The 23,544-nt window shown below is 67.9% G+C and carries 19 protein-coding genes; 9 read left to right on the forward strand and 10 right to left on the reverse strand.

From position 1 onward, the window contains the following. Nucleotides 1-37 precede the first annotated feature (37 nt). Both ACUVWL_RS21095 and ACUVWL_RS21100 read left to right on the forward strand, forming a co-directional pair. Nucleotides 38-814 carry an AMP nucleosidase gene (locus tag ACUVWL_RS21095; RefSeq protein ID WP_005419211.1) on the forward strand — a complete coding sequence of 259 codons (777 nt, stop codon included), beginning with the start codon at nt 38-40 and terminating at the stop codon, nt 812-814. A gap of 43 nt (nt 815-857) precedes the next feature. Beyond that, a complete protein-coding gene (locus ACUVWL_RS21100) occupies nt 858-1,397 on the forward strand; it encodes a DUF924 family protein (RefSeq protein WP_014648372.1) in 540 nt (179 codons plus the stop codon). 119 nt (nt 1,398-1,516) lie between these two features. Here ACUVWL_RS21100 and grxD read toward each other — a convergent pair whose 3' ends face one another. Next, entirely contained in the window at nt 1,517-2,443 is a 927-nt protein-coding gene (grxD, locus tag ACUVWL_RS21105; RefSeq protein WP_032956577.1) for a Grx4 family monothiol glutaredoxin, read from the reverse strand. Between the two features lie 59 nt (nt 2,444-2,502). Here grxD and ACUVWL_RS21110 point away from each other — a divergent pair, with 59 nt between their 5' ends. Then, a complete protein-coding gene (locus ACUVWL_RS21110) occupies nt 2,503-3,282 on the forward strand; it encodes a polysaccharide deacetylase family protein (protein ID WP_032956574.1) in 780 nt (259 codons plus the stop codon). 100 nt (nt 3,283-3,382) lie between these two features. On the opposite strand, the gene ACUVWL_RS21115 is transcribed toward ACUVWL_RS21110, so the two are convergent. From ACUVWL_RS21115 to ACUVWL_RS21125, 3 genes are read right to left on the reverse strand one after another with little or no spacing between them, the layout of a single operon-like run. Next, nucleotides 3,383-4,102 (reverse strand): class I SAM-dependent methyltransferase, encoded by a 720-nt coding sequence (locus ACUVWL_RS21115; protein ID WP_014648369.1) that lies wholly within the window; start codon nt 4,100-4,102, stop codon nt 3,383-3,385. A 4-nt stretch (nt 4,103-4,106) separates the two neighbouring features. Then, nucleotides 4,107-4,724: an SGNH/GDSL hydrolase family protein gene (locus tag ACUVWL_RS21120; RefSeq protein ID WP_053495757.1), complete on the reverse strand. Its 618-nt coding sequence runs from the start codon at nt 4,722-4,724 to the stop codon at nt 4,107-4,109. A 3-nt stretch (nt 4,725-4,727) separates the two neighbouring features. After that, entirely contained in the window at nt 4,728-6,002 is a 1,275-nt protein-coding gene (locus ACUVWL_RS21125; RefSeq protein WP_046432453.1) for a pyridoxal phosphate-dependent aminotransferase, read from the reverse strand. A gap of 114 nt (nt 6,003-6,116) precedes the next feature. Here ACUVWL_RS21125 and rsgA point away from each other — a divergent pair, with 114 nt between their 5' ends. Both rsgA and ACUVWL_RS21135 read left to right on the forward strand, forming a co-directional pair. Beyond that, entirely contained in the window at nt 6,117-7,226 is a 1,110-nt protein-coding gene (gene rsgA, locus ACUVWL_RS21130; RefSeq protein ID WP_075076346.1) for a ribosome small subunit-dependent GTPase A, read from the forward strand. A gap of 126 nt (nt 7,227-7,352) precedes the next feature. After that, on the forward strand, nt 7,353-8,606 hold the full coding sequence (locus ACUVWL_RS21135) for a flavohemoglobin expression-modulating QEGLA motif protein (protein WP_053495753.1): 1,254 nt from the start codon (nt 7,353-7,355) through the stop codon (nt 8,604-8,606). Nucleotides 8,607-9,045: 439 nt separating this feature from the next. On the opposite strand, the gene ACUVWL_RS21140 is transcribed toward ACUVWL_RS21135, so the two are convergent. The 4 genes from ACUVWL_RS21140 to ACUVWL_RS21155 form a co-directional block, all read right to left on the reverse strand. Next, entirely contained in the window at nt 9,046-11,343 is a 2,298-nt protein-coding gene (locus ACUVWL_RS21140) for a TonB-dependent receptor (protein WP_445978729.1), read from the reverse strand. 228 nt (nt 11,344-11,571) lie between these two features. Further along, nucleotides 11,572-12,312: an acetoacetyl-CoA reductase gene (gene phbB / locus ACUVWL_RS21145; protein WP_005419193.1), complete on the reverse strand. Its 741-nt coding sequence runs from the start codon at nt 12,310-12,312 to the stop codon at nt 11,572-11,574. A 24-nt stretch (nt 12,313-12,336) separates the two neighbouring features. Continuing rightward, nucleotides 12,337-13,665, reverse strand: a complete 1,329-nt coding sequence (locus ACUVWL_RS21150; RefSeq protein WP_005419191.1) for a CitMHS family transporter — start codon at nt 13,663-13,665, stop codon at nt 12,337-12,339. Nucleotides 13,666-13,740: 75 nt separating this feature from the next. After that, a complete protein-coding gene (locus ACUVWL_RS21155) occupies nt 13,741-14,880 on the reverse strand; it encodes an OprO/OprP family phosphate-selective porin (RefSeq protein WP_445979179.1) in 1,140 nt (379 codons plus the stop codon). A 244-nt stretch (nt 14,881-15,124) separates the two neighbouring features. Between ACUVWL_RS21155 and ACUVWL_RS21160 the strand changes: the two genes are divergently transcribed. From ACUVWL_RS21160 to ACUVWL_RS21175, 4 genes are read left to right on the forward strand one after another with little or no spacing between them, the layout of a single operon-like run. Then, on the forward strand, nt 15,125-15,814 hold the full coding sequence (locus ACUVWL_RS21160) for a response regulator transcription factor (protein ID WP_005419188.1): 690 nt from the start codon (nt 15,125-15,127) through the stop codon (nt 15,812-15,814). Further along, complete coding sequence (locus ACUVWL_RS21165; protein WP_014648362.1) at nt 15,807-17,198, forward strand: sensor histidine kinase; 1,392 nt, start codon at nt 15,807-15,809, stop codon at nt 17,196-17,198. Before ACUVWL_RS21160 ends, ACUVWL_RS21165 begins: the two co-directional genes overlap by 8 nt. Further along, nucleotides 17,195-18,250 (forward strand): ABC transporter substrate-binding protein, encoded by a 1,056-nt coding sequence (locus ACUVWL_RS21170; protein WP_014648361.1) that lies wholly within the window; start codon nt 17,195-17,197, stop codon nt 18,248-18,250. The genes ACUVWL_RS21165 and ACUVWL_RS21170 overlap by 4 nt, the downstream gene beginning before the upstream one ends. A 28-nt stretch (nt 18,251-18,278) precedes the next feature. Next, nucleotides 18,279-18,929, forward strand: coding sequence for a response regulator (locus ACUVWL_RS21175; RefSeq protein ID WP_014648360.1), 651 nt, complete (start codon nt 18,279-18,281; stop codon nt 18,927-18,929). Nucleotides 18,930-19,379: 450 nt separating this feature from the next. Here ACUVWL_RS21175 and ACUVWL_RS21180 read toward each other — a convergent pair whose 3' ends face one another. Together ACUVWL_RS21180 and ACUVWL_RS21185 are read right to left on the reverse strand one after the other, a co-directional pair. Next, nucleotides 19,380-22,022, reverse strand: a complete 2,643-nt coding sequence (locus tag ACUVWL_RS21180) for a hybrid sensor histidine kinase/response regulator (protein WP_049408085.1) — start codon at nt 22,020-22,022, stop codon at nt 19,380-19,382. A gap of 66 nt (nt 22,023-22,088) precedes the next feature. Next, entirely contained in the window at nt 22,089-23,258 is a 1,170-nt protein-coding gene (locus ACUVWL_RS21185; protein WP_197561210.1) for a porin, read from the reverse strand. Nucleotides 23,259-23,544 lie beyond the last annotated feature (286 nt).

A 23,544-nucleotide genomic window follows, 5' to 3' on the forward strand; every position in this document is an offset into this window, starting at 1 on the left:
TTGCCTACAATGGCGCCCCTGCAGAACCGGACCGGGCATGAAGAGCAAACAGGAAATCGTCGACAACTGGCTGCCGCGTTATACCGGCGTTCCGCTGGACCAGTTCGGCCAGCATATCCTGCTGACCAATTTCGGCGGCTACCTGCACACCTTCTCCGCGCTGACCGGCGCCCCGGTCATCGGCCTGGACCGGCCGATGGCCAGCGCCACCATCGATGGCATCACCATGATCAACTTCGGCATGGGCAGCCCCAATGCCGCGATCATCATGGACCTGCTGTCGGCGGTGATGCCCAAGGCGGTGCTGTTCCTGGGCAAGTGCGGTGGCCTGAAGCGCAAGAACCAGCTGGGTGACCTGGTGCTGCCGATCGCAGCGATCCGCGGTGAGGGCACTTCGGGCGACTACCTGCCGCCGGAAGTGCCGGCCTTGCCGGCGTTCGCGCTGCAGCGTGCGGTCTCGACCATGATCCGTGATCTCGGCCACGACTACTGGACCGGTACCGTCTACACCACCAACCGCCGGGTCTGGGAGCACGACGAGGCGTTCAAGGAGCGGCTGCGGGCGATGCGCTGCATGGCCATCGACATGGAAACCGCCACCGTGTTCGCCGCTGGCTTCGCCAACCACATTCCCAGCGGCGCACTGCTGTTGGTGTCGGACCAGCCGATGATCCCCGATGGGGTCAAGACCGAGGCCTCCGATGCCAAGGTCAGCTCCCAGTTCGTGGAAAACCATATCCAGATCGGTATCGAGGCGCTTAAGCTTATCCGGCGCAACGGCAAGTCGGTCCGCCACCTGCGCTTCGACGAATGATGATGATGGCCTGGCGCGGCGCGCCGGCCCTGGGGAGTAGGTGATGGACGTTGCCGCGCACGTGGTGGAATTCTGGAAAGAGGCGGGCCCTGCGAAGTGGTTCGCCCGCGATGATGCGTTCGACGCGCAGTTCCGCCAGTTGTTCCTGGATGAGCATTTCGCAGCCGCCTCGCGCGCGCGCGAACACTGGCTGGGCAGTGCCGAGGGCGCACTGGCGCTGATGCTGCTGCTGGACCAGTTCCCGCGCAACTGCTTCCGCGGTAGCGCCCATTCCTACGCCACCGATGGCCTGGCCCGGCACTACGCCATGCGCGCCATCGAGGAAGGCCTGGACCTGCAGCTGGTGCCCAAGCTGCGCGCCTTCATCTACCTGCCGTTCGAGCACTCCGAGGATCCGCTGGACCAGGACCGCTCGGTGGCGATGTTCGACGTGCTGGGCGACAAGGAATACCTGCAGTACGCCGAGCTGCACCGCGACATCATCCGCCGCTTCGGTCGCTTCCCCCACCGCAACGCCGTGCTGGGTCGCATTCCCTCACCGGAAGAACTGGACTACCTGGCCGAAGGCGGTTTCGCCGGCTAAGAAAAAGGGGACGGAGGGAATTAAGTCGTTTTTGCCACAAACGACTTAATTCCCTCCGTCCCCTTTTTAGGGGTCAGATCGCCTTTCCGCAGGAAAGGGCTCTGACCCCGGGCCTTCAATCAGTACTTCGGCACGCCGTTGTCGACGTCTTCCGACCAGGCGTTGATGCCGCCGGTGACGTTGAACACCTTGGTGAAGCCCAGGGCGCGGAACTGCTCGGCGGCCTGCGCGCTGCGGCCACCGTGGTGGCACATGAAGGCCAGCGCGGTGTCCTTGGGCAGGGCTTCCAGCGCGGCGCGGCCGTTGCCGTCGAAGGTCTTGAACGGCACGCCCACGGCGGCGATTTCACGCTCGTCGGCCGGGCGCACGTCCACCAGGGTGATGTTGCCGGCACGCACCAGGTCGTCGGCATCGCGCACGCTGATTTCCTGCACCGGCTTGGGCGCATTCGGGTTGTCGATGGCCAGGCCCTTGCCGCGGATGTCGTCCACCCAGTCGATGGTGATGCCGTTGGCGCGACGGGCGCTGGCCAGGTCGAACTGCACGCGCAGGCCGTTGGACTCGGCGGCGATGGCACCTTCGTCGTGCGGGGCCAGCTGGAAGTTCGGCTGGAAACCGGCGTCGATGGACAGCTGCAGAGCAGCACCCGGGGCATCGGCCAGCGCGCCCTTGAGCATTTCCACGGCCGCCGGGGTGACGGTGATGCTCGGCGGGGTACGGTCCGGCGCGGCCAGGCCCAGCACGCTGCTCAGCTCGCCGCTGGCAGCCATCTGCAGCACGATGTCGCTGCCGCCGACCAGTTCGCCGTCGATGTACAGCTGCGGAATGGTCGGCCAGTCGCCATAGGCCTTGATGCCTTCACGGATTTCCTGGTCGGCCAGCACGTTGACGTGGGCGAACTCGACGCCGAGGTCCTGCAGGGCGCCCACGGCCTTGGCCGAGAAACCGCACTGCGGCATCGACGGCTGGCCCTTCATGAACAGCACGACGCGGTTGGCGTTGAGGATGGATTCGATGCGCGAACGCAGGGCGGGATCGAGGGACATGGACGTCGGGGTTCCGGGAATTCGAATCATCAATTCTACCCCTCATGGCATCATGGGGGATGAGCAACGCAGGAACATTGCATCGCATCCCGACCCGGCCCTGGCGCTGGCTGCCCTGGCTGGTGGCGTCGCAGCTGGCCGTGATCCTGGTCTGGGCCCTGGCCGGCTGGCACTGGGGGCTGCCCGTGATGGTGGCCAGCCACGCACTGTTCCTGGTGCCGGTATTCCTGCCCAACAGCCGCTTCTACGCGCCGGTGCTGAGCCGGATGGGAGAGGCCGGAAACAGCGTCTGGTTGACCATCGATGACGGTCCCGGCCCGGAGACCCGTGCGGTGCTCGACCTGCTGGACCGCTACCAGGCCCGCGCCACCTTCTTCCTGGTGGGCGAGCGTGCGCTGGCACAGCCGGAGCTGGTGCAGGAGATCCTGCGCCGCGGCCACGACCTGGGCAACCACAGCCACAGCCATCCGCAGGCGCGCTTCTGGCGGCTGGGCCCGGCAGCGATGCGTGCCGAGATCGAGGGCTGCCAGCATGCGCTGCAGGCGGTAAGCGGCCGCCCGGTGCGCTGGTACCGTTCGGTGGTGGGCATGACCAATCCGTTCGTGGCGCCGGTGCTGAAGGCGCTGGGACTGGTGCGCGTGGGCTGGAGCGCCCGTGGCTACGACGGTGTCGGCTGCACGCCGGAGGGCGTGCTGTCGCGGCTGCTGCCGGACCTGCGCCCGGGCGCCATCGTGCTGCTGCATGAGGGGGCCGCCCACGGCCACAACCTGGCGATCATCGAACGCGTGCTGCAGGCGCTGGACGAGCGGGGGCTGAAGGCGCGGCTGCCGGTTCCGTAACGCCGGGCCCTGGTGGTGTAGAGCAGCCGAGCATGGGCTCGGCGCTAGAAGGGTTGGCGATCATCCTGTAGCGTAGCGCCGGCACATGCTGCACTCGGCGCTACAACGCGGGGCGTTCGGCCACCAGCAACCAGCTGTTGAACGGCGTGCGCCCGTGCAGGGGGCGCGGCGCCGTCACTTTCAATCCGGCCTCGGCCAGTGTCGCCTGCAGCACCTGCGGGTCGGGGTAGTGGCGCGGCCGCGTGCCCATCCAGCCGACCAGCCAGGCCAGCCGGTCCGCCACCCGCGTGGTGCGGTCGCGGCCATCGCCGGTGGCCAGTGGCGTGCGCAGCAGCAGGCGGCCGCCGGGAGCGACCCGCATACTGGCCTCACGCAGCAGTGCCTGCTGTGGGCCCGCGTCCAGGTACTGCAGCACATCCAGCAGCAGCACATGCCCGGCCTGCGCCGGCAGCGGCGCCTGCACGTCCAGACAGTCGAAGCGCACAGCGGGCAGGCCGGTGGCGGCACGCTGGGCACGGGCGATCTTGCCGGCATCCACGTCCACGCCCAGGTAGGGCTGGCAGCCACCGCGCTGGCGCAGCACGTGGGCGAACAGGCCCAGCCCGCAGCCCAGGTCCAGCACGGGTTGCCCGTCGCCAGGCAGGTGCTGCAGCACGCCGTCATACAGCGGGTCGCTGCCCAGCTTGCTGCGGGTGTAGTAGTAGTCGCGGCGGCTGGCCCAGGCGTGTGCGGGGCGGAATGCCTCGGCGATCGCGCGGGCCTGCGCGGCGCTCAAGGGTGTGCAGGGCAGGGGCTGGCCGTTCCGTGGCGTGCCATCCATCGGGTCAGTCCGTTCCGCCGAGCAGGTGGGCGGCGACCGGCAGCGCGCGCGCGCTCCACAGCGCGTACATCCGTGCTGAAGGGTGCAGGCCGTCGTCGGCGATCATCGCCGGGTCGCCACCGTGGTCACGGCTGATGTCGGTGATGTCGACGAAGGCCACGCCCTGCTGGGTGCAGATCACTTCAGCGGCCGCGTTGAATTCGTCGGTCTCGATCTCGATCGCGGCCAGGTCACGGCCGCTGCCGATACCGAACGGGGTTGCACCCCAGTCGGGGAAGGACAGCACCAGCACACGCCCGGGGCGGCCACCGGCAAAGCCGATCGCCCGCTGCAGCAGGGCGTGGAACTGTACGCGGTACTCGTCCAGCGGCCGGCCGCGGTACTGGTTGTTGACGCCGATCAGCAGGCTGACGAAATCGAACGGGCCCTGCGGCGCGGCCGCATCGATGCCGGCGTCCAGCTCGTCGGTGGTCCAGCCGGTGGTGGCGATGGTCTGCGGGTCGGCCAGCGCCACATCCTGCGCACGCAGGGCGGCGGCGAGCTGGTACGGCCAGCGGCCTTCGACCGCAACCGCTTCACCGATGGTGTACGAGTCGCCCAGCGCCAGGTAGGACAGCGCCACGGCTCAGGCCACCGAACGGCGTGGCTTCAGCGGTACGACCTTGGTCGCGTCCTCGGCACGGCGGGCCAGCACGCGGTCGATGCGGGCGAACACATCGCGCATCACCGAGGCTTCCGGCAGCAGGGTCACGCGGAAATGATGGCGGTAGGGCACGTTGAAGCTGGAACCCGGTACCACCAGCACGCCTTCATTGTTCATCAGATCCAGCGCGAAGTTGTGGTCGTCGAAGCCCTTGGCGGCGGCACCGACCACGGCCGGGAACGCGTACAGCGCACCGGCCGGCGCGACCAGCGACAGGTGCTCACTGGCTTCGCAGGCTTCGATCACCGCGCGGCGGGTTTCATACAGGCGGCCGCCCGGGGTGCACAGTTCGGAGATGGTGTCCGGGCCGTTCACTGCGGCCTCGATGGCGTACTGGCCCGGCACGTTGGCGCACAGGCGCAGCGCGCCGAGCAGGTCCAGCGCAGCGCGGAAGTCGCCCAGGCGCGCGTCGTCGCCGCTGAGGTGGGCCCAGCCCACGCGCCAGCCGCAGGCACGGTGCACCTTGCTCAGGCCACTGAAGGTCAGGCACGGGTGGTCGCCGGCCAGCGGCGCGACCGGCTGGAATACCGCATCGTCGTACAGGATCTGGTCGTAGATCTCATCGACCAGCAGCAGCAGGTTGTGGCGGCGCGCGATCTCGACCACGCGCTCGAGCAGTTCACGCGGGTAGCTGGCGCCGCTGGGGTTGTTCGGGTTGATCAGCACGATGGCGCGGGTGCGCGAGGACACCAGCGTCTCGATCTCGCTCGGGTCCGGCTGGAAGCCGTTCTCGGCGGCGCAGCGGTAGTACACCGGGCGGCCATCGTTGAGGATGGTCGAGGCCGACCACAGCGGGTAGTCGGGTGAGGGCACCAGCACTTCGTCGCCCGGGTTGAGCAATGCGCGCAGCGACAGGTCGATCAGTTCGCTGACGCCGTTGCCGACGAACACACGGTCGGGGTGCGCATCCGGTGCGCCACGGCGGGCGTAGTACGCCGCGATGGCTTCGCGTGCGACCGGCAGGCCCTGCTGGTGGGTGTACGGGTCGGTGCGGCCCATGTCATCGGCGATCGCGCGCTGCAGGTGCTCGGGCGCGCGGAAACCGAAGTTGCCCGGGTTGCCGATGTTGAGCTTGATCAGCTTGCGGCCCTGCGCCTCCAGCTCCCGGGCTCGCCGCGCCAGTTCTCCGCGGATTTCGTAGCGCACTTCGGAAAGGCGCTCGCGGATGGCCAGGGGCTTGGGCGAGTTGGTGGACATGGGAGCTGGGCCGTCAAAAGGCATGGGGCTTCCATCCTACCGGAATTGCTGCAATGCATGGCAGGGGCGCCGGGCCCGTCATTGCTGGGCTGGCAGGGCATCGGCACGGGTAGAATGGCGGCGATGACCCAGACCCCCGATTTCATCGCCCTGCAGACCATTGGCTGGCCCTGGCCGGGCCCGGCGCAGCAGGCCGACTGGCAGGCCGCGATGGCCGCACATCCGCAGGCCCGCCCGGCGCGGGTGATCGAACAGCACCGCACCCACTACGTGGTGGCCGATGGCCCGGATGCGTCGATCAAGGCCGAATCGCTGCCGGAATGGCAGCGCCCGCGCTTCCCCAGCCACGAGCGGCCTGCAGTGGGCGACTGGGTGCTGCTGGACGGCATCCGCATTGTCGCGCTGCTGCCACGCCGCACCGCGATCAAGCGTGGCGCCGCCGGCGAGCACTACCACCAGCAGGTGATCGCGGCCAACATCGACACGGTGTTCATCGTCTGCGGCCTGGATGCCGACTTCAATCCGCGCCGCATCGAGCGCTACCTGCTGCTGGTCGGCGGTGGTGGTGCAGAACCGGTGGTGGTGCTGACCAAGGCCGACCAGACCGAGTACAGCGAGGATGCGCTGGCGGTGCTGGAAGAGCTGGAGATGCAGGGCATCGCGCTGCATGCGATCAACGGCCTGGATGCCGACAGTGTGGCGGTGCTGCAACCGTGGCTGGGCCCGGGCCGCACGGTGGTGCTGGTCGGTTCCTCCGGTGCCGGCAAATCCACGTTGACCAACACCCTGCTTGGCGAGCAGCGGATGAAGACCAACGCGGTGCGCGCCAACGATTCGCGTGGCCGCCATACCACCACCCACCGCGCGCTGATGCCGTTGCCGACGGGCGCCTGCCTGATCGACACCCCGGGCATGCGCGAGCTGAAGCCGACCGGCGAAGAGACGCTGTCCGAAGGTGGCTTCGCCGACATCGAGGCGCTGGCCGCACAGTGCCGTTTCAACGACTGCAAGCACCAGCAGGAACCAGGTTGTGCGGTGCGTGCGGCGATCGAGGCGGGCGAGATCGAAGAGAGCCGGTTGCTGAACTATTTCAAGCTGAAGGAAGAAGTGGCTGCCGCTGCCGCCAAGCTGGCGGTACGCCAGGCCGAGACCGCGCAGGAGCGCGGCGGCAGGAAGGGCAAGGGCCAGCAGTTCCGCCCGGCAGGCAAGCCGCGTAGGCGGTAACAAGGCAGCCGAGCATGGGCTCGGCTCTACAGCTGGTCCGCGGTGGAGTCATTTCATGTAGCGCCCGAGCCAATGCTCGGGCGGCGGCGCACCGCGCCGGGCACGGCAGGGCGTTATAGTCCGCGCATGGAACCGACTGCGACGCTGGACCGTGATGTGGCCCACCATGCAGCGCTCGATGCGCGCCTGGTCGAGGCCGTGGGAGGCATCCGCCTGCTGGGCCTGACCAGCTGGCCGGCCACGCTGCAGGCACCGTTCCTGGACAGCGTGGCGCGCGGCCAGCCGGTGCTGCCGAAGGTGGATTACCCACGGCTGGACTTCAGCGAAGAACGTCGCGCGCTGGCCGCGATCGCCGCCGACTGCGACGACACTCATCCGCTGGGCCACTACGTGCGGCAGTCAGCGCAGAGCTGGGACCTGGCCGCGCAGCTGCTGGAAGGACTGGGCACCGCCGCCGTTGATACCTGTTCGGTGCAGCTGTTCGGCGCCCCCGAGCAGCCGCTGCCGGGCAATGGCCCGAGCACGCGCGACGCGGCGCGCCACTTCATACAGATTGCCGCCGAACTGGACCACGAACTGCTGGCGCCGGAAGAGCAGGTGCCGGTCTCGGCCATCGCCCTGCAGCTGCAGCTGCAGAATGATCTGGATGCGTTCTTCGAATCGCGCATCATCCAGGTGCAGCTGGATCCGGAGCTGGTGTCCAAGGCCGCCGCCGGCCCGACCCGCATCCGCCTGCGCACCAGCGCGCGCTTCAGCGCCTACGACCGCGCGCAGTTGTTCCACCACGAAGCGCTGGTGCATTCGCTGACCGCATTGAATGGCCGCGGCCAGCCGGTACTGCCGAGCCTGGCGTTGTCCTCGCCACGGGTAACGGCGACCCAGGAAGGGTTGGCGACCTTCGCCGAGCAGATCACCGGCAGCATCGACATCGAGCGCCTGAAACGCATCAGCCTGCGTACCGAAGCGATTGCGATGGCACGCGAAGGCGCTGATTTCATCGAAGTGTTCCGCTATTTCTGCGATGCCGGGCAGAACGCGGAAGAGAGTTTCGCCTCGGCCCAGCGCGTGTTCCGTGGCGTGCCGCCGAGTGGCGGCCTGGCCTTCACCAAGGACACGGTGTACCTGCGCGGCCTGGTATCGGTGCATACCTTCTTCCGGCACATGCTGGCCGAGGACCGCCTGCAGGTCTGCCGCTGGTTGTTCGCCGGCAAGATGAGCCTGGCCGATGCGATCGCGTTCGCGCCGCTGTTCGAGGCGGGAATACTGAAGCCGCCGCGCTGGCTGCCGCATTGGGTGAGCCGGGCGAACGGCCTGGCCGGCATGCTGGCGTTCTCGCTGTTCGCCAACCGGATACGGATGGACCAGCTGGCGCCGGAATGAAATGCGTTGGCGGATCCTCCTGCGCCTGCCTGCTATCGGCTGGGCGGAGGCGGGGCACCCTGGTCAGGACACGCAAAAGCCCCTCCATGGTGCTCGATGGCGCCATCCATGGCGCCAACGGTCCTGACCAGGGTGCCCCGCCTCCTCCAGACAATTTCCTGCGGGCGCGGCAGCAGGTCCACCAGAGGGATTGCGTTTGAGAAGCTTGAAAAGCAAAGCGCCGGGCAATGCCCGGCGCTTTGCTTTTGCTCTTGCTTTCCATTGCCTCCGCGCCGGCGCTGGGAATTGTCGAGCGCGGGTAGGCAGGCCCATGCAGGACCGTTGGCGCCATGGATGGCGCCATCGAGCCCCCAAGGACGGGTTTACGGCGTGTCCTGCATGGGCCTGCCTACCTGCGCCATGCAGGAACACTCAATGCGCCGCAGCGCCCGCTTCTGACCTAGAACTCCGCCGCCACCGTCATGAACAGCTGCCGCGGTGCGCTCGCATGGATCGCATAGCGCGTGCCCTTCGGATCAGTCGGTGCGAACGAACTCAGCTGGCCGGCGTAGCGCTTGTTGGTCAGGTTGGTCGCGTTCAACGACACCCGCACGTTGCGCAGGCCCAGGCCCGGGCCGAAATCGTAGCCCGCACCGGCGTCGAAGGTGGTCACGCCCGGCACCGACTGGTCGTTGGTGTAGGTGTAGTAGCGCTTGCCGGTGTACTTCGCACGCAGGCTGGCGAAGAAGCCGTCGCGGTTCCAGCTGATCTCGCTGGAGGCCATGCGCTGCGGCGTATCCACCGTGATCTTGCCGGCCACCGGAACGATCGCACCGCCCGAGGTGTAGTCATCCTCGTAGGTGGTCTTGTTCCAGGACAGCGCGTTGTACCACTGCAGGCCATCAATCGGCTTGAGGATGAAAGTCAGTTCCGCGCCATGGCTCTTCACCGAACCGACGTTGATGAAGCGCGTCACGCACTCCGGGCGCGTGCCGACTTCGATGCTCGAACACGGGTTCAGCGACAGCAGGCGGTTGTCGAACTTGACGTTGTATGCAGCGATCGAGGCCTGGTACTTCTCACCGAAAGTGCGGAAGCCGGCTTCCAGGCTCTTGGACTTCTCCGGCTCCAGCCCGGCGCTGGCCGCGAACGATTCCGGCGACACCTGCAGCGGGCCGCCGCTGCCACCGCCGACGAAGGCGGCGATGTTCTCGGCGTAGGAGGCGAACAGCTCGTTGTTGGCGTTGAGCTTGAGGCCCAGGCCTACCTGCGGCAGCACCGATTCCTTGGCGGTCAGTGTGCCCGACGCAATGCGGGTTTCAACGCCGGGCTGCGCGGTGGCGCGCATGCGGGTGTTGGGGTTCTTGATGCCCACGTCTACGGTCAGGCGCTGGTCCAGGAAGCGCATGCGGTCCTGCACGTAGAACTGGCGCGTGCGGATGTCGAAGTCCTGGTTGAACAGCAAGCGGTCGGGGTTCTTCAGGTACAGGTCGTCCAGGAACGGGCCGCTGATGTAGTAGAAGTTGCGCGACACGTTATGGTCGTTCTGCTCGTACCACAGGCCGGCTTCCAGCTCGTGGATGCCCGCCGTCCACGACAGCGCGGCGGTCAGGCCATCGCGGTTGATCGTGTAGTTGGTGCTGCGGATCGAGATCGGCAGCATCCTGTCGGTACCCGGGTAGGACGGCTGGCCCGGTGCCCACCAGTGGCCCTGGCCACGGTTGTCGTGGTGGTAGGCCAGCAGCTTCAGGCGGCCCTGCTCGCCCAGGCGCAGGTCGGCATCGACCGAGTACAGGTTGTCGTCGCGCAGCGCACGGCTCTGATAGTACGCATCGTCGATGCTGTTGACGCCGCCGCTGAACTTGCAGCGCGCCTTGTTGTAGGTGCCAGGCGCGCAGTACGCGGCGGCGACGGCGCGATCCCAGTCCGGCGCGTAGATGTTCCAGTCATACCCCAGTCCGCGTGCCAGCATGTCCTTGGACAGGTAGGCATAGTTGGCCTGGCTGGCGCGCGAGGTCGCCACGAACGCACCGAAACGGTGGTCGCCAACGTTCCACACTGCCTTGGCATTGAACTGGCGGGTGGTCTGGTTCTGGTACGGCGCGGCCCACATGTCCTGGTCCTGGTGCACGCCGGACACATAGGCCGAGAAGCCGTTGAGGTCGCCGGTGTCCACGCGCAGGTAGCCGCGGCGCTGGTGGTTGTCGCCGACGGTGACGCTGGCGCGGCCACCGAATTCGGTGGACGGATCCATCGAGAAATACTGGATGGTGCCGCCCAGGTTGCTGGTCGAGGCCACGCCCAGCGAACCAATGCCCTGCGACAGTTCGGCGCCGGCCAGGTTCTCGGCGATGATCGCGCGGGCGATGCTCAGGCCGTTGTAATTGCCGTAGCTGTTGTCGCCCAGCGGGATGCCGTCCAGCGTGTAGCCCAGGCGGCTCTTGTCGAAGCCGCGCAGGCTGATGGTCTGCGATTCCTCGTTGGCGCCAAAGGCATCGTTGGACTGCACCGACACGCCCGGAAGGCGATCGAGGATCTTCTGGCCACTGGTGCCCGGCGGCAGCACCTGCTTGTCCACGGCAGTGATGCGCTGCACCTGGCGGGTCTCGCCCTGGCCGATCACGGAGACGGTATCCAGCGTCTGCGCGCTCAGCGCGGCATCGGTGCTGGCGCCGGTATCGGCGGTGGTGGCGGCATGGGCGCTGGCAGCGGCGGAGAGCACGATCGCTACGGCGATCGTCAGGTGTCGGGTCTGCATGGTGGTCCGTTGCATGGGGGGTGATCACCGGCACGCGTGCGCGGTGCAGGGCCACTATGCGAACGGAACATGAAACCTTCTTTACGGAAAACCAACGAATGGTGCAGGGCACCCGCGCAGGTCCCGCAGCCGGATGAATAAAGGGGCCGGATTCCCTTCGCAAGCAAAGGTTCACCGGCCCCGCGCACTCCGTGGGGGAGGCGGTCCACGCGCAGCGTGGAGACTGGCTTACCCCATGTACAGGCCACCGTTGACCGGATAGTCGGCGCCGGTCACGTACGAGGCTTCATCCGAGGCCAGCCAGGCGCACAGGCCGGCCACTTCCTCGGGGCGACCCAGGCGGCGCACCGGCACCGAGGCCGCCAGCCGGTCCAGTACATCCGGCGGGAAGCTGCTGATCGCCTGGCTGGCGATGTAGCCCGGCGACAGCGTGTTGACGGTGACGCCGCGCGAAGCCACTTCGGCGGCCAGCGCACGGCTGAAGCCATGCATCGCGGCCTTGGCGGTGGCGTAGTTCACCTGGCCGATCTGGCCCTTGTGGGCGCTGACCGAGCCGATGTTGATGATGCGGCCCCAGCCCCGCGTGGCCATGCCGTCGACTACCTGCTTGGTCAGGTTGAACAGCGCATTGAGGTTGGAGGCGATCACCGCGTTCCAGTCCTCCACCGTCATCTGCCGGAACAGCAGGTCGCGGCTGCCGCCGGAGTTGTTGACCAGTACATCGACCTCACCCACTTCGGCGCGGACCTTGGCGAACGCGGCGCTGGTCGAGGCCCAGTCGGTCGCGTTGCCTTCGGAGGCGATGAAGTCGAAGCCCTGTTCGCGCTGCTCGCGCAGCCAGTTGGCCTTGCGCGGCGAGTTCGGCGCGCAGCCGGCAACCACGGTGTGGCCGCTGCGGGCCAGGCTCTGGCAGATGGCAGTGCCGACACTGCCCATTCCACTGGTGACGTAAGCGATTCGAAGCGTCATTGCAGAAGGCTCCTTGGCAAAGGGTCAGGCGGCGAGGGGATACAGGCCGAACAGCAGGCTGCCGATCATCAGCAGCATCGAGATGGCGATGGCCCACTTCAGGGTGAACTTCTGGTGGTCGGCGAATTCGACCTTGGCCAGGCCCACCAGCAGGTAGGTGGACGGCACCAGCGGGCTGAGCAGGTGCACCGGCTGGCCGGCCAGCGAGGCGCGCGCCATTTCCACCGGAGTGATGCCGTAGTTGCCGGCGGCCTCGGACAGGATCGGCAGCACGCCGAAGTAGAACGCGTCGTTGGACATGAAGAAGGTGAACGGCATCGACGCCACCGCGGTGATCACCGCCAGGTACGGGCCCCACGACTCCGGAATGACCGCCAGGAAGCTGTGCGACATCGCTTCGACCATGCCGGTGTTGTTGAGGATGCCGGTGAAGATGCCTGCGGCGAAGATCAGCGACACCACCGACAGCACGTTGCCGGCGTGGTTGACCACACGGCGGCGCTGCTCGGCCAGGTTCGGGTAGTTGATCACCAGGGCGATGGCGAAGCCGACCATGAACAGCACCGGCATCGGCAGCACGCCGATGATCAGCGCGGTCATCAGCGCCACGGTCAGGGCCAGGTTCACCCACAGCAGCTTCGGCCGCTTGATGTCCTCGGCGTCTTCCACGGTCGGCAGCGGATTGCTGTCATCGGACACGCTGTTGTCCATCCAGCTGCCGCCCTTGGGCAGGGTCACCACGCCGAGGCGACGGCGTTCCTTCAGGCCCAGGTACCAGGCCAGCAGCAGCACGCCGGCACAGGCGATCACCATCGACGGGATCAGCGGCACGAACACATCGGCCGGGTCCACGTGCAGCGCAGTGGCCGCGCGTGCGGTCGGGCCGCCCCACGGGGTCAGGTTCATCACGCCGCCGGCGAGGATGGTCACGCAGGTCATGTTCAGCGCGTTCATGCCCAGCCGCTGGTACAGCGGCAGCATCGCCGAGACGGTGATCATGTAGGTGGTCGAACCGTCGCCATCGAGCGAGATCAGCATCGCCAGCACGGCGGTGCCAAGCACGATCTTCATCGGATCGCCCTTGACGAAGCGCAGGATCACCCGCACCAGCGGATCGAACAGGCCTGCGTCGATCATCACCCCGAAGTAGAGGATGGCGAACATCAGCATCACGCCGGTCGGCGCGATCTTCTTGATGCCCTCCAGCATCATCTCGTCGATGCCGGCACCGAAGCCACCGATCAGCGCGAACAGGATGGGAATGGTGATCAGGGCGACGAGCGGCGACAGGCGCTTGCTCATGATCAAGTACATGAACGTAATGACCATGCCAAAGCCGAGGATGCTCAGCATCATCTGCGGACTCCTTGCGAAAACAGGACGTGGGGAGTGGAAGGGGCCGGGCGCCGCGCGCCCGGAATGTCAGGCCTAGAAGTCGTACTGCAGGCGGCCGGTGATCGCGCGGGTGCGGTCCACCGTGACCCCGGCCAGGCGGTCGCGGTTGCGGCTTTCGATCACGTTGAGCATGAAGCGCAGGTTGTCGCGCAGGTACCAGTTGCCGCCCAGCGTCCAGGCTTCGGTGCTGCCGCGGCGCAGGTCCGGCGCGCCATCAAGGTGCTGCGCGCCCCACATCTGGTCGTAGCGCAGCGCCACTTCGAATGCACCGGCCTTGTGGCGGATGTCCTTCACCCGCGCGAAGCGTCCGGTCTTGCGGTCATAGGCGCGGCTTTCGCCGGTGACGAACCAGCTGAGCATGCCGTAGGCGGCCATCACGTCGCCGCGCTGGGCGCCGTCATCGAAGGTGGCGCCACTGAACTCGCCCTGCCACGACAGCGGGCCGCGCACCTGCGCGTATTCCAGCGACCACTTGTTGACGTCGGTATCGCGGCCGGCGGAGAAGTCGACCAGGGTCAGGCGGCTCTCGTCGGACAGGTGGCCGGCCGGGCGCGGACGGATGCGCAGGCCGGGCACGCCATTGGCGCCGGGGTTGTCGTACGCCTCGCGGGCCAGCGACAGGCCCAGGTGCAGCACGTCGCCGTCGCTGGGCGAGGGCGCCCAGGTGATGCGACCACCCGCCGCGCGACCCTTCACCTGCCAGGCGTCGATGCTCTCCAGGCTGTAGAGGCTGGCCGCCCAGGTGAAGTCGCCCGGGTTGGCCTGCCAGGACGCACCCAGGCGGTACAGCGGCGCCAGCGTGGTGCCGGCGTTGCCGCGCTCCAGGAAGCTGCCGTAGTTGGAGCTGGTACGGTCATCCAGCGAGAAATACTGCTTGAACTGGCCCACGGTCAGCTTGCCCGCCTTGCCGAAGCTGCGGGCCAGGTAGACATCCTTGGCCTCGACGCGGTCGCCGGAGAAGTCGGCTTCCAGCTTGTAGTCGACCACGAAGAACTTGCCGGACACATCGACCCATGCACGGCGGATCTCGGTGTCATCCTTGTTCGGCGTTCCGCGGTTGTCGTTGTCGAAGGTGGCGAAGTCCAGGTGCAGGCGGCCCCCCAGGGTGGCGGTGACCGGACGGTCGTCTTCGGCGGCGAAGGCCGGCACCGACAGGACAGCCAGCGCCATCATGGCGGCAGGACGCCGCCAGGCAAACGTGAATTCCACAAACCCTCCCAGGTGCGCGCCAGGCGCGCGGCAATCGTGGGCACCGGACGGTGCGCGGCCGCAGTCTGGGTCGGGCAAGCTGTCATCGTCCTGTCAACGGATTGTGCGGTGCAGCGAAAAGCACAGGCGGCTGGGCTCGCCGTGCCGCGCCCGGCGAGCCCAGCGGCGGCATGCGGTAGCATTCGGTTCCCCTCCCACCCGAGTGCCCATGCGCCTGCTGCTGGTCGAAGACAATCCGGATCTGGCCGATGCGATCATCCGCCGGATGCGCCGCAGCGGGCACGCCGTGGACTGGCAGGCCGATGGCCTGGCCGCTGCCAGCGTGCTGCGCTACCAGAGCTTCGACCTGGTGGTGCTGGACATCGGCCTGCCCAAGCTCGATGGCCTGCGCGTGCTGGCCGGCATGCGCGAGCGCGGTGACAGCACGCCGGTGCTGATGCTGACCGCGCGTGACGGCATCGAAGATCGCGTGCAGGCGCTGGATGTGGGGGCCGACGACTACCTGGGCAAGCCGTTTGATTTCCGCGAGTTCGAAGCGCGCTGCCGCGTGCTGCTGCGGCGTGCGCGCGGCCAGGCCAGCGAAGTGGTGCAGATTGGCGGCTTCCAGTTCGACAACGCGGCGCACCGGGTCAGCCTCGACGGGGAGCCGATCGAACTGCCCAACCGCGAGTACCGCCTGCTGGAGATCCTGGTCGGCCGTCTTGGCCAGGTGGTCGGCAAGGACGAGATCGGCAACGGCCTGTTTGGTTTCGATGACGAAGCGGGCCCGAATGCCATCGAGTTGTACGTTGGTCGCCTGAGAAAGAAGCTGGCGGGCGCGCCGCTGCGCATCACCACGGTGCGTGGCGTCGGTTACCTGCTGGAAGCCAGCGATACCCATGCCGACGCCGATGGCTGACACGCGTGCTGCGACTGCGGCGCCGGGTTCGCTGCGGCGCACGCTGCTGCTCTACCTCGGCGTGCTGCTGGCGGTGTTCGCGGTGGCCCTGCTGTTCGCCGCACGCGATTACGGCCAGCGCGCCGCCAACCGATCCTACGATCACCTGCTGGTGTCCTCGGCGCTGTCCATCGCCGATTCGGTGGCCCTGGTCGACGGCCAGTGGCAGGTCGATCTGCCCTATGCGGCGCTGGACCTGCTGGCGATGGCGCCGGAGGACCGCGTGTTCTACCGGGTGGCCGACAGCCGCGGCACGCTGATCACCGGCTACGGTGATCTGCCGACACCGCCGCGCAGGCCCGGTACCCAGCCGCAGCTGTTCGACGCCCCCTACAGCGGCGAAACCGTGCGCTTCGTGGTGGTCGGCCGCAGTTTCGCCGCGGCCTCGGCACAGGGCGAGGTGCAGGTGCAGGTGGGCCAGACCCGGCGCGCGCGCGAAGCCGTTGCGCAGGACATGGTCAATCGTGCATTGCTGGCGATCGGTGTGTTGTCCGGGCTGCTGCTGGCGCTGGTGGCGTTCGGCGTGCATCGTGCGTTCCGGCCGCTGGTGCGGGTGGAGCGCGAGCTGTCGCGCCGCGAGCCGTCCGACCTGAAGCCGCTCGATGCCCGCGTGCCACGCGAGATGGACCAGATGGTGGCCGCGTTGAACCGCTTCATGGAACGCCTGTCCAGCAGCAACGAGACACTGCGCGCGTTCATGGCCGAGGCCGCACACCAGATGCGCACGCCACTGGCGGCATTGCGAGCTCAGGCGCAGTTGGCGCTGGATGATGACGATCCGGAGGACATGCGACGCAGCCTGCAGGCGATCGAGCGCAACGCCACGCATATGAGCCGGCTGCTCAACCAGCTGCTCAGCGATGCCAGCGTGATCCATCGTTCGCACCTGCAGCGCTTTGCGGCGGTGGATCTGGCCGAGACCGTGCACCAGGCGTTGCATGAAGCACTGCCGCAGGCAAGCCCGGCACCGCGCGTGCAACTGGCGATGACTGCCGAGCCGGTGCAGGTGCATGGCGACGCGCTGCTGCTGCGCGAGGCAATCAAGAACCTGGTCGACAACGCGTTGAAGTACGGCGGCGACGGCCCGTTGCAGATCGCGCTGACCGTGGAAAGCGGGCAGGCCGTGCTGACCATCGCCGACCATGGCGCCGGCATCGCGGCTGCCGATGCCGAACGCGTATTCGAGCGCTTCGCGCGTGGCGAAGGCGCGCCATCCGGCGGTGCCGGGCTGGGCCTGGCCATCGTCAAGCGGGTGGTCGACAGCCACGGCGGCCGCATCGACCTCAGCAACCGCCCGCAGGGCGGGCTGATCGCTACCATCCGCCTGCCACGGAGCAGTCCATGATCCGCCTGTTTGCCACGGCCGTTGCCCTGCTGCTGGCCCTGCCGGTGCTGGCCGCGCCCGGCGATGTGCGTCGTTTTCCCGCACAGGGGGCGGCCACCGCGCAGCTGCGCATTCACGGCACTACCGACATCGAAGTGTTCGCGGTGGTGATTGCCGATTACCAGCGGCTGCACCCGGGCACCGAGGTGGTGTACGAGGACATCATCACCCAGGACCTGTACGCGCGTTACCTGCACGACCGCGGTGGACCGGCATCGCCGGACCTGCTGATCTCCAGCGGCATGGACCTGCAGACCAAGCTGGTCAACGATGGCCACGCGCTGCCACATCGCTCGGCGCTGACCGCTGCGCTGCCAGCCTGGGCGCAGTGGCGCAACGAGGCCTTCGGCATCAGCTACGAGCCGGTGGTGATGGTCTACAACACCCGCGCAATGCCTTCGGCAAAGGTGCCGCACACGCGCCGCCAGCTGCTGGACCGGCTGCGTGCCGAAGGTGCACCGCTGCGCGGCAGGGTCGGCACCTATGACATCGAGCGCAGCAGTGTCGGCTACCTGCTGGCAACCCAGGATGCGCAGCGCGGCAGCATCGCCGGCGCGCTGCTGGGGGCGCTCGGCGACAACGACGTGGTGCGCGAAGAGCGCACCGGCGTGCTGTTGGACAAGGTGGCCAGCGGCGAGCTGTCGCTGGTCTACAACGTGCTTGGTTCCTATGCGCAGGCACGTGTCGATGCCGGCGCGCCACTGGCCATCGTCGAGCCTGAGGACTACACGCTGGTGGTGCTGCGCACCGCGGTGATTCCGCGTACCGGCCCACACCCGGAAGAAGCGCGGCGCTTCCTCGACTACCTGCTGTCGCCCCGTGGCCAGCAGGTGCTGTCGCGCGAGGCGCGGCTGATGCCGATCGTGACCGGCAACGCACGTGGCGACGATGCGCCCGGCCGCAGCCGGCGTCCGATCCAGCTCGGCCCGGGCCTGCTGGTGTACCTGGATGCGCTCAAGCGCCGCCAGTTCCTTGATGCCTGGCGCAGCAGCGTCGAGCCGGCGGGGCGCTGAGGCTCCGGCCTGCCCGTACAATGGCGGCATGAGCGAATACACCATCCTGATCGCCGACGACCACCCGCTGCTGCGTTCGGCGGTGGTGCAGTCCTTGCGGCAGAGCCTGCCGCTGGCGCAGGTGCGCGAGGTGGCCAGTGCCGATGCGCTGGCCGAGGCGCTCGACGCACAGCCGGACGTGGACCTGGTGCTGCTCGACCTGACCATGCCCGGCGCGCACGGTTTTTCCGCGCTGCTGCACGTGCGCGGCTCGCATCCGGACATCCCGGTGGTGATCCTTTCCTCCAACGACCATCCGCGGGTGATCCGCCGTGCCCAGCAGTTCGGCGCCGCCGGTTTCATCCCGAAGTCCGCCCCGGCCGAGACCATCGGCGAGGCCGTGCAGGCAGTACTCGATGGCGGCCTGTGGTTCCCGGCGATGGCCGCCGAGCGTTCCGAGGCCGATGCACTACTGGCCAGCCGCCTGGCCCAGCTGACCCCGCAGCAGTTCCGCGTGCTGCTCTGCCTGGCCGATGGCCTGCTCAACAAGCAGATCGCCTACACCCTGGGGCTGGCCGAGAACACGGTGAAGGTGCACGTCACCGCCATCCTGAAGAAGCTCGAGTGCCACAGCCGCACACAGGCGGCGGTGCTGGTGAAGGCGCTGGAGCCCGAGGGCGACGCCGGCATCGGGCTGTAGTTTCCAGCAAACGGCGCAGCCCCTCGTGGGTGGACACGTAGAGCAGTTCATGGGTGAGGCCGGGCAGGTGGACTGCACAGGGGCCGCTGCAAGTACATCCATGTAAGCTCGGTCGCCGCATCCATGCGGCTCACGCCCCTGCGCAGCCCACCTGCCCGGCCACGGACAGGTTCCGTGCGCATCCACCCACGGAAGAGAAAAGAAGATCAAAAGCAAAGGCAGCCTGACAGGCCGCTTTTGTAGAGCCGAGCCCACGCTCGGCTGCTTTCTGGCCGGTCCGTGAAGCCGAGCATGGGCTCGGCTCTACACGAGCAAGCGCAGCGCGCGACCCGCTTTTGATCTTATTTTCTTCTCCGTGGGTGCAGGCCACCGAAACCGGCCCACCCGCGGCTTCTGCTTTCCGCGACCACCCAGACACCACCCACGAGGGGCTGCGCCGTTGGCTGGAAACTACCCACGATGGCGGATCAGCAACTGACTCATCAGTGCCCGCAGCGCCGGCGGCTTCACCGGCTTGGCCATCATCCCCCAGCCGCGTTCGGCGGCCATCTCACGCAATCCCGCATCGCGCTCGGCAGTAACCAGCACTACCGGCGGGCGGGCCTGCCACAATTCGGCCAATGTCTCGTACAGCACCGGCCCATGGTGATCGCCCATGCGCACATCCAGCAGCACCAGCTCCGGTACTGCGCCTGTTGCTGCCAGCTGCAGCGCCGCCTGTGGGCCATCGGCCAGCGCCACCTCGCAGCCCCAGCGCTCCAGCAGCGCGCGGCTGGCCGCGCACACGTGCGGATCGTCGTCGATCACCCACACCCGGCGACCGCGAAGCGGGTTGTCCGCCGCCGGTTCCTGCACCAGCACCGGCACAGGAGCAGTAGCGGGAATCGCGCTGGCTTCGCCGAACGGCACGCCCACCGCGAACACGCTGCCCTGGCCCAGCTGCGAGCGCAGCCGGATCGGATGCCCAAGCAGGCGGCCGATGCGATCGACGATGGCCAGGCCAAGGCCGGCGCCGCGCTGCTGGCCGTCGTGCAGGCGGCGGAACTCCTCGAAGATCTCGCCCTGCAATGCGTCGGGAATGCCGGGGCCCTGGTCGTGCACCTCGATCCACAGCATGCCTTCACGGCGACGGCAGCCGAGCAGCACGCGGCCGCGTTCGCTGTAGCGCAGCGCGTTGGACAGGAAGTTCTGCAGGATTCGGCGCAGCAGGGCTTCATCGCTGACCACCACCGCATCGGTATCGACCCAGTCGACCACCAGGCCACGCGACTGTGCGGCGATGCCGAATTCGCGCGCCAGCGTCTGCAGCAAAGGCCCGAGCCGGAACGCCTGCACTCGGGTCGGCAGGCTGCCGGATTCCAGGCGCGCGATATCCAGCAGACTATTGAGGATCGCATCCTGCGCGGCCAGCGCAGCATCGATGTGGTCCGCAGTCTGCTGCTGCGCCGGGTCGCCCAGCTTGCCGCGCAGCACCGAGACGAACATGCGCGCCGCGTTGAGCGGCTGCAGCAGGTCGTGCACGGCCGAGGCGACGAATCGCGTCTTGTAGCGGTTGGCCTGCTCGGCTTCGCGGCGTGCTTCTTCCAGGTCATGGGTGCGCTCGGCGATGCGGTGTTCCAGCGCATCGGCCAGCGAGCGCAGTTCGCGCGCGGCGTTCTTGTAGCTGGTGATGTCGGCATAGCTGGTGACGAAGCCGCCGTCGGGCAGCGGGTTGCCGCGGATTTCCAGCACGGTGCCATCGTCTTTTTCGCTTTCGCGCATGTGCGGGCGGCCGCTGCGCAGGTGGTTCAGGCGGCGCTCGATGGCTTCATCGACCGGGCCCGGACCAAGCAGGCCACGGCGTGCGTTGAAGCGGAACAGTTCCTCGATCGGCCGGCCGACGCGAACCAGGTCCTGCGGGAAGCGGAACAGTTCCAGATAGCGCGAATTCCACGCGACCAGGCGCAGTTCGCGGTCGATCACCACCACGCCCTGCGGCAGGTGTTCGAGGCTGCGGCTGAGGCCGCTGTCGGCATCGGTGGCGGCCTGCAGCAGGCCATCCTGCGCGGTACGCAGTTCCTGTGCATGCTGCTTGAGCAGGGTTTCCAGCTCGCGGCGGCTGCGCAGGCGATGCTTGGCCAGTCGCCGGCGCTGCTGCACGAACAGCACCAGGAAGCCCAGCGCCAGCCATGCAGCGCCACCGGTGAGTGCTGCGGCGCGGCCGGCGCCGGTGGCGGCACCGGCATCGTGCAGCAGGTGCAGGTTCCAGCCTTCGGCGGGCAGCGGCAGGCTCTGCCACAGCATCGGCTGCGGCAGCGCCGGGTCCAGCAGGCGCACCATGCGGCCGCCATCGGCCAGCACGTCTTCGGTGCGTGCGCGCAGGGGCTGCAATGCGCGGTCGGCGTACTGGCGGGCGTCCAGCATCTCGCGGCGCTCATCGGCCCCCAGCGGGCGCAGCAGCCGGTAGCGCCAGCTGTCCCGGTTGGCCAGGAACACCACGTCGTGGTCGTCGCTGGCCAGCACCACGTCCGGGCTGCTCAGCCATTCCTGCTCCAGCGCGGACAACTCGACCTTGATCACCACCACGCCCAGCCGCTTGCCGTCTTCTTCGATGGCCTGCGAAAGGTAATAGCCGGGCACGCCGGTGGTCATGCCGATGCCGTAGAAGCGGCCACGGCCCTGCGCCAGCGCCTGGCGGTAGTAGGGGCGGTAGCTGTAGTTCTCGCCGACATTGGTGGTCGGCTGGTCCCAGTTGCTGGCCGCCACCGCCACACCGTCGTGGCCGACCAGGGTCAGGGTCGAGGCACGGGTGACTTCGTTGGCGCGTTGCAGCTTGAGGTTCAGCCGCTGCCGTTCGCTGGGCGAGGGCGGCACGCGCAGTGCATGCAGCAGATCCGGGTCAAGTGCCAGCACCTGCGGCAAGGTGCCGAAGCGGTCGATGCGCTGTTGCAGGCCCTGGCCATACAGCTGCAGCTGGCGTTGCACCTGGCTGCTTTCCTCGCCGAGCGCGCGCCGCCAGGCGTAATGACCGGCGGCGACCGCGCACAGCACGGTACCGCCGACCATCACCAGCAGGGTCAGCAACAGCATCCGGTGGCGGCTGAGCCAGTACATGGCGGCAGTCTACGCAGGGCCGGCGGGCGTGGCGTGCACGCCCGCCGGGGTCTGACGTGGAAGGGGTCAGAAGTGCATCTGCGCGCGCAGTTCGAAGATCTCCGGCGTGCTGTGCACGCCACGACGGCTGGCGTCGACCTTCACGTAGTTGGCCTGGAACTTGAAGTGGCTGGTCAGGTACCAGTTCGCGCCCAGCGTCAGGTCGTGCTGGCGGCCGCCGAGGATGCTGCCATCGTCCAGGTCGAGACGGCTGTATCGGGCCAGCAGTTCGACCGCGCCGTAATTGTGCGCCGGCTTGATGTTGGCCACCGCGCCGGCGTTGTACGGGCGCGATTCGCCGGTCAGCACCCAGCTGGCCATCGCGTACTGGCCACTGCCGGTGTAGTCGGGCTTGCCGTCATGACGGGTGACCGTAGCGCGCAGCGCTTCGGCCTGCAGCGAGAACGGGCCCCGGATCCAGATGCCTTCCACGCCGGTGCGGCGGATCTGGTCGGCGGTGACCAGCGCACCGGAATCGACGTAGCGGATGTCGGTCAGGCCGGCTTCCGGGCGCGCGCGCAGGCGGGCGCTGGCCTCGTGATGCACGTCGCGGCCATCGCTGTAGCCACGCGGGTTTTCCTGCGAGTAGGCCAGGCCCAGGTGGATCACATCGCCCGGTGCCTTCACCGGCGTCCACACCGCACGCACCGCCTGGGTGGTGCCGGGGTTGTCGCCCTGCAGGTCCTTGCCGCCATAGGCCCCGGCCTGCAGCAGGTACTGCGGGCGCTCCAGCACCCACTCCACGCCGGTGCGGCGGCCTTCGTAGAAGGCCTGCACCGGCAGCGAGGTTTCCAGGAAGCTGCCGGCACGCGAAGAGGTGTTCGCATCCAGGCCGACCGGGGTCTTCATGTAGCCGAAGCGGAAGCGGCCGACGTCACGGCCGAAGAAGGCCTTGCTCTCGAAGCGCACGAACACGTCCAGCCAGGTATCGGCCTGGAAGTCGTAGTAGACCATCGCATCGTAGACGCCCTTCTTTTTCAGCGTCGCGCCGAATTCCTTGCGGCGCACGGCATCGTCGTCCTCGAGGCCACTGGCCGAGGAGAAGTCGTTGTAGTCGTAGGCGATGTTGGCGGTGGCCGCCAGCTCGGTGCCATCACCGAAGGTGTACTTGGTCGGCCAGTTGTCGAAATCGGCGGCCGAGGCGAAGGCGGGAAGGGCGGCCAGCGACAGGGCCAGCAAGGTGGGATTCGGGCGCATGTTGGGTGCGGCTCTCTCAGATTGCGTGTGGACAGGACATCAACGGCCGCAAGGGCCGGAACTTTCGCAAAGACTCACCCAGCCGTTCAGCCCGGGCCACCAGCCTCCCCAGGATCGGGCGGTGCGGCGCCAGTGTAGGCACCTGTGCCACCTGAACCGGGAGGCTAGTACCAATAGGTTATCTGCGCTGGCGTGCCTGGCGCGTACAAAGGCGTCCATTGGTCGCACCTCCTGTGCGTGCTGCACAGGGCCTGCGATCAGTTTCCACGGTAACGGTTCCCGTGCA

Source organism: Stenotrophomonas muris, assembly GCF_052751275.1.

What these genes read in the sequence shown, in the direction of transcription:
- ACUVWL_RS21160 (WP_005419188.1), top strand. Translation starts at nt 15,125, where the DNA reads ATGCGCCTGCTGCTGGTCGAAGACAATCCGGATCTGGCCGATGCGATC.
- ACUVWL_RS21165 (WP_014648362.1), top strand. Translation starts at nt 15,807, where the DNA reads ATGGCTGACACGCGTGCTGCGACTGCGGCGCCGGGTTCGCTGCGGCGC.
- ACUVWL_RS21175 (WP_014648360.1), top strand. Translation starts at nt 18,279, where the DNA reads ATGAGCGAATACACCATCCTGATCGCCGACGACCACCCGCTGCTGCGT.
- ACUVWL_RS21110 (WP_032956574.1), top strand. Translation starts at nt 2,503, where the DNA reads ATGAGCAACGCAGGAACATTGCATCGCATCCCGACCCGGCCCTGGCGC.
- ACUVWL_RS21100 (WP_014648372.1), top strand. Translation starts at nt 858, where the DNA reads ATGGACGTTGCCGCGCACGTGGTGGAATTCTGGAAAGAGGCGGGCCCT.
- phbB (WP_005419193.1), bottom strand. Translation starts at nt 12,312, where the DNA reads ATGACGCTTCGAATCGCTTACGTCACCAGTGGAATGGGCAGTGTCGGC.
- ACUVWL_RS21180 (WP_049408085.1), bottom strand. Translation starts at nt 22,022, where the DNA reads ATGTACTGGCTCAGCCGCCACCGGATGCTGTTGCTGACCCTGCTGGTG.
- ACUVWL_RS21135 (WP_053495753.1), top strand. Translation starts at nt 7,353, where the DNA reads ATGGAACCGACTGCGACGCTGGACCGTGATGTGGCCCACCATGCAGCG.
- ACUVWL_RS21140 (WP_445978729.1), bottom strand. Translation starts at nt 11,343, where the DNA reads ATGCAGACCCGACACCTGACGATCGCCGTAGCGATCGTGCTCTCCGCC.
- ACUVWL_RS21150 (WP_005419191.1), bottom strand. Translation starts at nt 13,665, where the DNA reads ATGCTGAGCATCCTCGGCTTTGGCATGGTCATTACGTTCATGTACTTG.
- ACUVWL_RS21115 (WP_014648369.1), bottom strand. Translation starts at nt 4,102, where the DNA reads ATGGATGGCACGCCACGGAACGGCCAGCCCCTGCCCTGCACACCCTTG.
- ACUVWL_RS21170 (WP_014648361.1), top strand. Translation starts at nt 17,195, where the DNA reads ATGATCCGCCTGTTTGCCACGGCCGTTGCCCTGCTGCTGGCCCTGCCG.
- ACUVWL_RS21185 (WP_197561210.1), bottom strand. Translation starts at nt 23,258, where the DNA reads ATGCGCCCGAATCCCACCTTGCTGGCCCTGTCGCTGGCCGCCCTTCCC.
- ACUVWL_RS21125 (WP_046432453.1), bottom strand. Translation starts at nt 6,002, where the DNA reads ATGTCCACCAACTCGCCCAAGCCCCTGGCCATCCGCGAGCGCCTTTCC.
- ACUVWL_RS21155 (WP_445979179.1), bottom strand. Translation starts at nt 14,880, where the DNA reads ATGATGGCGCTGGCTGTCCTGTCGGTGCCGGCCTTCGCCGCCGAAGAC.
- rsgA (WP_075076346.1), top strand. Translation starts at nt 6,117, where the DNA reads ATGGCGGCGATGACCCAGACCCCCGATTTCATCGCCCTGCAGACCATT.
- grxD (WP_032956577.1), bottom strand. Translation starts at nt 2,443, where the DNA reads ATGTCCCTCGATCCCGCCCTGCGTTCGCGCATCGAATCCATCCTCAAC.
- ACUVWL_RS21095 (WP_005419211.1), top strand. Translation starts at nt 38, where the DNA reads ATGAAGAGCAAACAGGAAATCGTCGACAACTGGCTGCCGCGTTATACC.